5 protein-coding genes and 2 pseudogenes are annotated in these 11,328 nt (G+C 61.5%); 4 read left to right on the top strand and 3 right to left on the bottom strand.

The features are described from left to right. Positions 1 to 908 precede the first annotated feature (908 nt). Positions 909 to 1,934 (top strand): annotated as a pseudogene (locus Q8O96_RS31425) (cache domain-containing protein); the annotation flags it as partial. A gap of 69 nt (positions 1,935 to 2,003) precedes the next feature. Next, the gene (locus Q8O96_RS31420) at positions 2,004 to 2,789 is read left to right on the top strand and encodes a methyl-accepting chemotaxis protein (RefSeq protein WP_371826218.1); all 786 of its coding nucleotides are present in this window, start codon (positions 2,004 to 2,006) and stop codon (positions 2,787 to 2,789) included. 69 nt (positions 2,790 to 2,858) lie between these two features. Here Q8O96_RS31420 and Q8O96_RS30880 read toward each other — a convergent pair whose 3' ends face one another. Beyond that, complete coding sequence (locus Q8O96_RS30880; RefSeq protein ID WP_305950099.1) at positions 2,859 to 3,623, bottom strand: thioesterase II family protein; 765 nt, start codon at positions 3,621 to 3,623, stop codon at positions 2,859 to 2,861. A gap of 300 nt (positions 3,624 to 3,923) precedes the next feature. Between Q8O96_RS30880 and lapG the strand changes: the two genes are divergently transcribed. Continuing rightward, positions 3,924 to 4,616 carry a cysteine protease LapG gene (lapG, locus tag Q8O96_RS30875; protein ID WP_102861884.1) on the top strand — a complete coding sequence of 231 codons (693 nt, stop codon included), beginning with the start codon at positions 3,924 to 3,926 and terminating at the stop codon, positions 4,614 to 4,616. A gap of 14 nt (positions 4,617 to 4,630) precedes the next feature. Further along, a complete protein-coding gene (gene lapD, locus Q8O96_RS30870; protein ID WP_102861885.1) occupies positions 4,631 to 6,577 on the top strand; it encodes a cyclic di-GMP receptor LapD in 1,947 nt (648 codons plus the stop codon). A 43-nt stretch (positions 6,578 to 6,620) separates the two neighbouring features. Here lapD and Q8O96_RS30865 read toward each other — a convergent pair whose 3' ends face one another. Together Q8O96_RS30865 and Q8O96_RS30860 are read right to left on the bottom strand one after the other, a co-directional pair. Then, complete coding sequence (locus Q8O96_RS30865) at positions 6,621 to 6,959, bottom strand: tryptophan synthase subunit beta (RefSeq protein WP_102861886.1); 339 nt, start codon at positions 6,957 to 6,959, stop codon at positions 6,621 to 6,623. Positions 6,960 to 7,118: 159 nt separating this feature from the next. Continuing rightward, a pseudogene (locus Q8O96_RS30860) lies at positions 7,119 to 11,328 on the bottom strand (LapA family giant adhesin); the annotation flags it as partial.

Here is an 11,328-nt window from a genome sequence, read left to right as displayed (position 1 = left end):
AAAACCCCTGTTTGCTGACGCAGACAGGGGTTTTGTTTTTGCGCTCGATAAAGTCTGGGTAATCAAGTCACAAGGTCCTGCAGAGTACCTGTAGCTGCCTTGAACAGACTGCTATTACCAACGTTCGACTCTATCCTTAACGCCGGGCTCTATGCCGCTTGCCGCTCCTGCGGGCAATCAACTTGCACCACCAGATATAAATGCCATCAGCCACAGCCTACAATTGCCGGGCAGGACCAGGGTTCTAGTGGAACTCAAGCAGAAACGGCACCAGGTTCTCTCTGTAAGCCGCAGGTTCCCCCCAAAGCGCTTGAGCACTGACCGAATCTAGATAAAGCACCTAATGGCTTTGGCATAACGCCTGCGGGTGGTAGTTCCGTACGTGGTACAAACCAGCAACGCAGTGTCCGGCCTCTTGTGGATACTCCTGCAGCCTTGGATATTCGGTCTGCACTCGGTCCACCAGCGCTCCGGGTGCCAGTAGTGGCGCTGCTCCGTATGCTTCATAGAGTTGAGGAAGGCATGCCGGCTCTCCACCAGAAGTGGGCGCTGAGTGCCCCGCTGATCTGGACGGCGAACTTGCTTGATGACATGGAGGCCTGCCGGCCTGATTGCCACAAATGACAATTAGTCGGGCTGTTGTGGAGGGGTTATCGATTTGGCTGTGAGCAGGAAGCTGTCGGTCATCTGAAAATGCGCGGCGGACGCTCTGGCATGCCGTTCGGCGGGAATCGGCAAGTTCAGACAAGTAATTCAGATAAATCTCTAAGGGTTCGGGGATTCTTGCCGAAAGACTGATAAGACATGTGTGCACCAAAGTAGAGCGGCCGGAGAATGTCGCCTGCACTGTTACATGGAATGTTGCTTTACGGACGCATCCCCACTTTCGGCATAAGAAGTCCCATGAAATGAATCTCAAGTTCAGCCATAAAATCCTTTTGGCCGCCTCCGGCGTAGTGGTTCTGGCTTTTGCGTTGTTCACTTTGTACAACGACTACTTGCAGCGAAACACTATCCGACAGAACCTCGAGTCCTCCATCCAGCAGGCCGGTGAGCTCACCTCCAGCAGCGTGCAGAACTGGATGAGCGGGCGAATCCTGGTGCTCGAGAACCTGGCGCAGAACGTTGCCCACCAAGGTCACAACGCAGACTTCCCGGGCCTGGTGGATCAGCCAGCCTTCACCTCGAACTTCCAGTTCACCTATGTCGGCCAGGCCAATGGCACCTTCACCCAGCGTCCTGATGCGAAGATGCCCGACGGCTACGATCCGCGTCAGCGGCCCTGGTACAAACAGGCCGTAACCGCCGATAAAACCATGCTGACCCCGCCCTACATGGCGGCTGTCGGCGGTCTGGTGGTCACCATCGCCATGCCGGTGAAGAAGCAGGGAGAATTACTCGGTGTGGTCGGTGGCGACCTGAGCCTGGAAACCCTGGTGAAGATCATCAACTCGGTGGACTTCGGCGGCCTGGGCCATGCCTTCCTGGTCAGCGCCGACGGTCAGGTGATCGTCAGCCCGGACAAAGACCAGGTGATGAAGAACCTCAAGGACATCTATCCCAGCGCCAACGTACGGATCGCCAGCGGCAACCAGGAAGTGGTCCTGAACAAACAGGAACGCATCCTTTCCTTCACCCCGGTGACCGGTCTGCCGAATGCCGAATGGTACATCGGCCTGTCCATCGACAAGGAAAAGGCCTACGCACCACTGAGCCAGTTCCGTACTTCTGCCTTGATCGCCATGTTTATCGCTGTGGCGGTGATTGCGGTATTGCTGACTCTGCTGATCCAGGTGCTGATGCGCCCGCTGATCACCATGGGCCGGGCGATGCAGGACATTGCTCAGGGCGAAGGCGACCTGACCCGGCGTCTGGTCGTGGAAAGCAAGGACGAGTTCGGCGAGTTGGGCAGTTCGTTCAACCAGTTCGTGGAACGGATTCACGCCTCGATTTCCGAAGTGTCCTCGGCTACTCGCCAGGTGCATGACTTGTCGCAACGGGTGATGGCATCGTCCAATGCGTCGATCATCGGTTCCGACGAGCAGAGCGCCCGCACCAACAGCGTGGCCGCAGCGATCAACGAACTGGGTGCTGCCACCCAGGAAATCGCCCGCAACGCCGCCGATGCCTCGCAACACGCCAGTGGCGCCAGCGAGCAGGCCGACGACGGTCGCCAAGTGGTGGAGCAGACCATCCAGGCGATGACCGAGCTGTCGCAGAAGATCAGCCTGTCCTGCACCCAGATCGAGACTCTGAATGCCAGCACCGACAACATCGGGCACATTCTTGATGTGATCAAGGGCATCTCCCAGCAGACCAATCTGTTGGCCCTCAACGCCGCCATCGAAGCGGCCCGTGCCGGTGAAGCCGGCCGTGGTTTCGCCGTGGTGGCCGATGAGGTGCGTAACCTGGCCCACCGTACCCAGGAGTCGGCGGAAGAGATCCACAAGATGATCACCTCCCTGCAGGTCGGGTCCCGCGAGGCGGTCTCGACCATGAATGCCAGCCAGGCGTCCAGCGAAGAGAGCGTCGAAGTGGCCAACCAGGCCGGTGCACGGTTGATCAGCGTGACTCAGCGGATCGGCGAGATCGATGGCATGAACCAGTCGGTGGCTGCGGCAACCGAGGAACAGACCGCGGTGGTGGAGACCCTCAACGTCGACATCAACCAGATCAACCTGCTGAACCAGCAGGGCGTTGCCAACCTCAATGAAACCCTGAAGGACTGTGATGCACTGTCGCAGCAGGCCAGCCGCCTGAAGCAACTGGTGGACAGCTTCAAGATCTGAGGCCATCAGGGACCGCCCCTAAAGCCCGCTCCTGCATCACAGCAGAGCGGGCTTTTTCATGGGCGGCGTTCAGGCCAGATGTTCCCCCAGCAGCCCCAGGTGCGTGTTGATCACCTGCAACAGGCGCTGGCGCTGAGACTTGATGAAGAAATGGTTGCCGGCCACTTCAATCAGTTCGAATTCGCGCCCAGTGAACTCTCGCCAGTTGAGCATATGGTTGGCTGTCGCCAGCGGGTCCTCACTGCCATAGAAAGCCGTCAGCGGTATGTCGAGGTAGCCGCTGGAGGTGTCGTACCAGGTTTCGAAGAGTTTCAGGCCGTTGCGCAGCAAACGTTCGTAGGATTGCAGGTCGTTTTGCCCCCGGGGCATCTCCAGGGGGCTGGCGCCGAGAGTCAGGATCGCTTCGCGGAATGCCTCGATGGGCAATGAGTGCAGCAAAGGCCGACGGGGCAGGTTGTCAGGGCTGCGGCAGCCAGAGACGAACAGGTGGCGGGTCTGCTGTGGAAACCGCTCCTGGGCGTACTTGCAGGTTTCGTACGCCAACAGTGCCCCCAGGCCGTGGCCGAACAGCGCATGGGGCTTGTCGAGCCAGGGATTGAGGGCGGCGAACGTGTTTTCCAGCAGGCTCGGCCAGTTGTCACAGGGCGCTTCGTCGCGGCGTGGGCCGTGCCCCGGAAGGTTGATCACCACCAGCTCGATGTGATCGGCCAGGCTGTTGGACCACACCCGCAGTTGCTCCGCTGCCGCCCCGGCCTGGGGAAAGCAGATCAGGCGTAAGCGGGTGGCGTGCCCTGAGTTGATCACCAGCGTCCATTGTCGGGTGTCGGTGTACACAGCTTTTCCTTAAGCAAGGTGGCCTGTGGGCGGGATCTCGTTGCGGACAAGAGGCCGTTGGAGGGGGACGTCCCAGTCCGCGAATAGTTTCTAACATAGTGGCTGGCGCGGCTGAATGCACGTGGCCACTGGTGAAATTCATGGGCTGTCGTCGGCAACGCAAATGCCACTTGACGCTATTCTCTGAGTGTTGAATGCAGGCCCTTCCCTGGTGGCCGGTGATTGTAAGGTGCCATTGTTTTTTGTCGGGCCAGCCTTCACCATCAGCCGATTTACGACAGCTCCCATGGACTCATTGCATTGGCGGCACGTTTAGCTCTTTTTCGGACCTTGCGCTGGTTCTGCTCGGCACTGCTGCTGGCTGGCGCGCTGCTGGGCAGTCTGCACGCCGACTGGGATTTTTCCCTGATCAGCCGCCGTGCCACGGCGCTCTACGGTCCCCTGGGCGAAGGTCAGCAACGTATCGATGCCTGGCAGCACCTGCTGGCCACGCAGAAGCAGGTGTCCGAGCGCGAGCAGTTGAAAGTGGTCAACCTGTTCTTCAATAAGAACATGCGCTACATGGAAGATATCGATCTGTGGCGTCAGGTGGACTACTGGGAGACGCCGATCGAGGCGCTATGGAAGGGCGCTGGCGACTGCGAGGATTATGCGATTGCCAAGTACTTCAGCCTGCGGCGTCTCGGGGTGTCCAGTGACAAACTGCGCATCACCTACGTCAAGGCCTTGCGCCAGAACCGCGCGCACATGGTCCTGACCTACTATTCCACGGCGGACGCCATGCCGCTGGTGCTCGATAGCCTGGAGGACTCGATCCGCCCGGCCAGCGAGCGAACCGACCTGCTGCCGGTGTATTCCTTCAATGCCGAAGGGTTATGGCTGCCGGGCGCCAAAGGCAACAAGCGGGTCGGTGATACCAAGCGCCTGTCCCGTTGGCAGGACGTGTTGAAAAAAATGCAGGCCGAAGGTTTTCCGGTCGAGACGACTAACTAGGAGCACGAGCTCAGATGTCTTTGTTCAAACAACTGTTGATCGCAATCTGTGTGTTCCTGGTGGTCGCCTTCAGCGGCAGCTTCATGGTCAGCCTGGAAAGTTCGCGCACCCAGTATGTCAATCAGCTGCGCTCCCATGCCCAGGACGCGGCCACGGCCCTGGCCTTGTCGCTGACACCGAATATCGACGATCCGGCGATGGTCGAACTGATGGTCAGTTCGATCTTCGACAGCGGCTACTACGCCAGCATCCGGGTGGTGGACCTGGCCACCGACAAGACCATCGTCGAGCGCAACGGCATCCCGGAAGTCAGCAATGTGCCCCAGTGGTTCGTCAAGCTCATCGGCCTTGAGCCTGCCGGCGGCGACGCCATCGTCAGTCGCGGCTGGGAGCAGGCCGCGCGGGTCGAGGTGCTCAGCCATCCGATGTTCGCCGTGGCCAAGCTTTGGCAGAGCGCCCTGGGCAGCCTGGGCTGGCTGTTGATCTGCGGCGCGGTGAGCGCGGTGCTCGGTGCCCTGTTGCTACGGCGCCAGCTCAAGCCGCTGGACTACATGGTCCAGCAGTCCCATGCCATTGCCCGCCGCGAGTTCCTCAGCCTGCCGCAACTGCCCCGAACCCCGGAACTGCGCCGGGTAGTGCAGGCGATGAACCAGATGGTCGAGAAGCTCAAGGCGCTGTTCCAGGAGCAGGCCGAGCGCAGTGAAAAACTGCGCATCGAGTCGTACCAGGACAGCCTGACCGGGCTGGCCAACCGGCGTTATTTCGAAATGCAGCTGCATGCCCGGGTGAGCAACCCGGAGCAGGCCAGTTCCGGTTACCTGCTGCTGTTGCGGGTCAAGGACCTGGCTGGCCTGAACCAGCGTCTGGGGGGCCAGCGCACCGACCAACTGCTGCAAGCGGTGGGGGAGCAATTGCTGCGCGAGTGCAACAAGTACCCCGAAACCCAGAACCTGGTGACCCGGGTCCGCGGTGGCGAATTCGCCGTACTGGCGCCCGGCCTGGTGCGTGAGGAAGCCATCCAGCTGGCCCAAAGCCTGGACAGCGCTCTGGGCAACCTGCATGCCACCGGCGCCACCGACGTTGCCGCAGTAGCCACCATCGGTCTGGCAGCCTTTGCTCACGGAGATTCGCCACAAGCGGTGCTCAGCCTCGGTGATCAGGCCCTGGCCCAGGCCGAAGCCCAGGGCGAGACCAACTGGGCCTGCCTGGATCAGGGGGGCGGAGCTCAAGTCGGGGATGATCACCATGCCTGGCACCGGCTGCTGGACCGGGCGCTGTCGGAGCAGCGCTTCAAGCTGTATTTCCAGCCGGTGGTGGCGGCCCAGGACACCACGCTGGTGCTGCACTACAAGGTGTTGTCGCGGTTGCTGGACGAGCAGGGCCAGACCATCCCGGCCGGGCGCTTCCTGCCCTGGTTGGAGCGCTTTGGCTGGACGTCGCGCCTGGATCTGCTGATGTTGGAACAGGTGTTGAAGCAGATGGTCGGACATGACCACTGCCTGGCGTTGAACCTGTCGGCAGCCACCCTGGAAGATCCTCAGGCCCTGAACCGGGTATTCGAGATTCTGCGCCAGCACTCTGACCTGGGGCCGCGCCTGACCCTGGAAATTGGTGAAGAACAGCTGCCTGAGCAGATTCAGCTGGAACAGTTGACCCGGCGCCTGCGGGAACTGGGCTTCTCCCTCAGCCTGCAACGCTTTGGCGGGCGCTTCAGCATGATCGGCAACCTGGCGCGCTTGGGCCTGGCCTATCTGAAGATTGACGGCAGCTACATCCGCGACATCGATCAGGAAAGCGACAAACGCCTGTTTATCGAAGCTATCCAGCGGGCTGCCCACAGCATCGACCTGCCGCTGATTGCCGAGCGGGTCGAGACCCAGGGCGAGCTGCAGGTGATTCGCGAGATGGGGCTGTATGGCGTGCAGGGGCAACTGTTCGGCGAGCCAGCACCTTGGGCTTGAACGTGCATCCGCCGGCAAGCCGGCTCCTGTAGGCGAGGGGCTTTCAGATCAAACCGGTTTCATCATCATTGATCAGCCGGCTGAGTCCACCCAGGGCCTCACGGGCCTGGGTGCGATCCATCAGCTTGGCCTGAGCCGCCGCCGGCAGGTCGGTGACGCGAATCACGCCCTTGCTGGTCAGGACCTGAATCAGGTCGTCCAGCACCCGGATCATTTCCAGGTCACTCTGCTTGAGCTGCTTGAGACTGACTTCCACCGCCTCGTTGGCGTACCAGGTCTGGATCTCGTGGTGATCGGCGGGCAGCGTCTCGGTAGCCTCGGCGTAAGCGGCGGCTTCCACGCGAATCAGCTGACCTTGCGCATCGCGTTGCACGTAGAACATGGCAAATCCCTCAGGCTTTTTTAGGCATCCGGCTGTCAGCAGCATAGGCCAGCGCAGCATTCAGAGCGCGAGTATGCGGTGCGCCGCGACAATCGTCACGGCGCAGGCTGTTGGCCAGGACCCGGCAACCACCCGCCAGGGGTGGCTGCCAGGAGCCGATCAGCTGTTGTTGTGATCGATCTTGATGGTCGGGTCGCTACCGGCGATCAACGAGTTGATGTTGGCATTGGACCAGTTGTTGCCTTCCAGCTTGATCGTCACGTCGGCGTTGGCCAGGCCCCCGGCGGCGTTGAGCTTGCCTTCGGAACTGACCTGCAGAGTCGAGACCCCGTCCACGGTGGTGATCTTGAGGAAGTTGTCGATGGTGCTGGCGCTCTCGCCCTGCAGCAGATCCCGCAGGTCGATACGGTCACCTTCACTGGCCTTGAAATCCTTGATCACGTCATTGCCGGTATCGCCGGCCTTCCAGACAAAGGTATCGGCACCTGAACCGCCGATCAGGATGTCGTTGCCCTGGCCGCCGATCAGGGTGTCTTTGCCGGTGCCCCCCAGCAGGATGTCATTGCCCTTGCCGCCGTCCAGCGTGTCGTTGCCGCCCTGGCCGAAGAGAATGTCATTGCCGGCGCCGCCCAGCAGGGTGTCGTTGCCGTCATGGCTGCCAGACACATCGAACTCTTTGTAGTGCTCGGTGATGTACTGGTGCACGTTGCTGGTGGTGACCTTGCTCACATCGACCCCGTTCTGCTCGGCCACGTAGGCCTGCATGGCCTGGTAACCCTCGCCGGCGATGCCGTTGAAGCTCACCAGGTCGCCGAACAGGATGTCGTTGCCGTCGCCGCCGCTGACCTTGTCGGCCCCCGGCATGGTGGCTTCGGTGTGACCGATGATCGAATTGGCCAGATCGTTCGGGTCGATGTTGGTCTGCGGCTTGCCATCGCTGTCGTATGGCTTGAGGTCGTTGAGGCTGACGCCGCTATTGATACCGATGGCTTCGACGTTCGACAGGCCGCTGAGCAAGGCAAAGCCGCTGCTGGAGTTGGTGGAGGTGTAGTAATCGGTGCTGCTGCCGGAGCCGGCCAGGTTCGACAGCTCGTAGGTGCCGTCGCCCTGGGCATGCAGGGTGCCCAAGGTTGCAGTATTCCAAGAGCCTTGGCCCCACCAATTGGTGCTGTAGGTCTGAAGCTTGACCGTACCGTTGCTGCTCACGCTGAGAATGTGATCGCTGTCGATGGTTTTGCTGAAGGTATCCCCCAGCTTGTAATTGCTGGTGGTCACCACGTCATCGAGGCGCACGTTGCCGTACAGCGTCGGGTTGGTCTGCTCGCCGCTCTGATAGAAGGTCGGCTGGCCGTCAGTGATGAAGTAGGTCAGGTTCTTGGCATTGGTATTGCCGGTGGCCTGGCTGCTCTGGAAGAAGTTGGCCGTAGTCTTGAACACGTCTTCATAGTTGGTGCCGCCGCCAGAAGCCATCGAGTCCAGCACGGCCTTGAGTTGGGCCAGGGCATTCGGATCGTTGAGGTTCACCGCTACCGACTTGTTGACCTGGGTATCGAAGTCGGCAAGGAAGATGTTCACGGTGCCCGAGCCAGCGCTGCCGATGCTGTTCTTCAGGGTATTGAACACCGAGGTCAGGGAGTTCTTGGCCGCGGTGATCGAGGCGCTGCTCATACTCCCCGAGGTGTCCACCATGAAGGCGATGTTGTAGTTGGTGCCCGGGACCACCGTCAGGCCGCCGATGTCGGCGACCACGATGTCGTTGCCGTCGGTACCGATAACGGTATCGTCGTCGGCGGTGGCGACCATCGCGTTGTAGTTTGCCGGGTAGACCTTGACCGGGATCTGCGCCGAAGTGCTGGCAGAACCGCCCAGGGACTCGGTGGAGGTCGAGGTCACGTTGAGGTTGAAGGTGCCGTTGTAGTACGGCGGCGGGGTGACCGTCAGGTTGCCCAGGTTCCAGCCGGTGACGTTGGCTTCGCCGGAGGTCGCGGTGGCGGTGAAGGTATGCCCGGCGCCATCGCTGAGGACGGAGCCTGCAGGAATGCCGCTGATCTTCACGCTCAGGGTTTCCGAACCGTCGGTATCGGTCAGGCCGGTGCTGATCTTCGACAGATGCACGCTGCCGCCTTCGCCGCCTTCGTTGAGCTTGTAGCCGTCGTAGTAACCCTCGCCGTTGGTGCCGTGCAGCTCGGACACCGAAACTCCGGCGTTGGTCAGGTCGGTGACGCCGGTGTAAAGCGGCACGCCGGCGTTGCTCAGGTCTACCGCGGCGCCGCCGTTGACCGAGAGGTTGACGTCGTAGCTGCCCGGACCACTCTGGTTGTGGTGGTAGATATCGATGGTGTAGTAGCCGCTGGTGGTCGGGGTGAAGGTACCGTTTAGGTTACCGCCCGCGCCCCAGGTGGTGCTGGCCACGTTCTTGCCGCCGATGGTCACCAGCAGGCTGTCGTCGCCGGTGCCGGAGAAGGTGTAGGCCTTGCCGGCTTCCAGGTAGATCAGGCCGGAGGTCTTCGATGCGGTGCCCGGGGTGATGTTGCCGTCGGACTGGACGTTGGTCGCCAGGCTGCTGCTGTTGGGCGTGCCGGCGGCGTCGATCACCGATTTCAGGGTGCTGGCGGACGCGCCGTTGCCGTCGGTGCCCAGGCCGCTGAGGCCGGTCCAGACTTCCTTGAGCAGGCCCACCGAGTTGACGTTGTTACCCGCCACGCTCAGGGTCGGGGCATCGGCCACTGGGGTGATGTCGACCGTGACCGTACCGGTGCTGCCCAGGGCCTGGCCATCAGTTGGCTGGAATTTGATCTGGGCGTAATCGGCCTGTTGGTTGCCTACGCCGCTGCCGCCGTAGCCATTGGTGCCGGATTCGTTGGCGTCCGGGGTGAAGCGCAGTTTGCCGGCATCGATATCGGCCTTGCTGAAGGTCTGGTTGTTGGCCACATCCTTCCAGGTCGAACCGTCCAGGTATTGCAGTTTGCCGTCACCTGGCAGTTGGGTGATTTTCACCCCGAGGTTGGCAGCCGGGCTGTCGACGTCGCTGACGCCGAAGTTGGACCAGGTCAGGGCCAGCGGGCTGTCTTCGCTGCCGGTCACGGCGCCGCCGGTGGCGGTTGGGGCGTCGTTTACCGCCACCACATTGACCGTGGTGGTGGCGACATTGGAGTAGTTGCCGCCGTCGGTCACGGTCACGGTGATGGTCCGTGGCGTGGTGCTCGGGTCTTCACTGTTGTTGGTGAAGGTGATGTTCTTGATCTGTTGCATGTAGTCGGCCAGCGTCGCGTTGCCCGACAGGGTCAGGGTGATCGAGCCGTCCTTGCTGTTGGCATTGATGTTGATGCCGTTGACGTTGTTGCCCAGGTTCAGCGAGTCCCCCGGCTGACGGTTGGTCAGCACGATGGTGGCGCCGGTCAGCATCGTGCTGTCCGGGTCGGTGATGCTCAGGTCGGTGTCGGCGATCGACACGCCAGGGCCCGTGGTGCCTTCGGTGAAAGTGACCTTGTAGTCGGCCCCGGTGGCGCCGCTGGAGTTGTTGGCGTCCAGGTCGATGACCGGTGGCGCATCGTTGTCGATGATCGAGGTGGTGACGCTGTTGTTACTGCCCACCACCAGGTTCTCGAAGTTACCGCCGCTGGCCGAATCGATCTTGACCGTGAAGTTCTCGGTGCCTTCAGTGATCTTGTTGTCAATGGTGGCGACGTTGAAGTTGGCGCTGCTGGCGCCGGCCGGAATCTTCACGGTGTACACGCCGCTGAAGTCCGAACCGTCAGTGGCGGTGCCGCTGTAGCTGATCTTCAGGGTGACTTCGGTCTGCGCCGGATGCGTCAGGCTCACGGTGTAGCTGGCAGTCTGGCCTTCAGTGACCGAAGTGCTGCCGGTGATGCCCACCGAAGTGGTATCCACGGTGTCGGTCACGTTGGTCACCGCTGGTGTGGTGTCCGGCACCAGCTTCTCGAAGTTGCCTCCGGTGGCGCTGGTGATCGAGGCATTGACCTTGCCGGCGTCGATATAGACGTCGTCAGCCGGCGCCGCAACGGTGACGGTACCGGTGGTGTTGCCGGCGGCGATGTTGATCACCGCGCCGTTGCTCAGAGTGACGGTCACCGGAGTACCGGCTGCGTTGGTCAGGGTCGCGGTGTAGATGATCGAACCGCCTTCAGCCACGGTGCCAGTGGCGCTGAGGCTGACACTGGTGGTGTCGACGGAGTCGGTCACGGTGGTGCTGACCGGGGTCTTGTCGGCCACGAGATTTTCGTAGTTGCCGCCGCTGACGTTGGTGATGGAGTTGGTCAGCGGAGTGTGGCCGACCAGTACATCGTTCGGCGCGCTGATGCTCACCGAGCCGGTGGTCTCGCCGACCGGGATGGTGATCTTCTCGCCA

The sequence above is a fragment of the Pseudomonas sp. LPH60 genome, from assembly GCF_030718165.1.
GTDB lineage: Bacteria > Pseudomonadota > Gammaproteobacteria > Pseudomonadales > Pseudomonadaceae > Aquipseudomonas > Aquipseudomonas danubii.
Note: the sequence above shows the minus strand (reverse complement) of the source record. Positions and strands in the feature narration are given on the sequence as shown.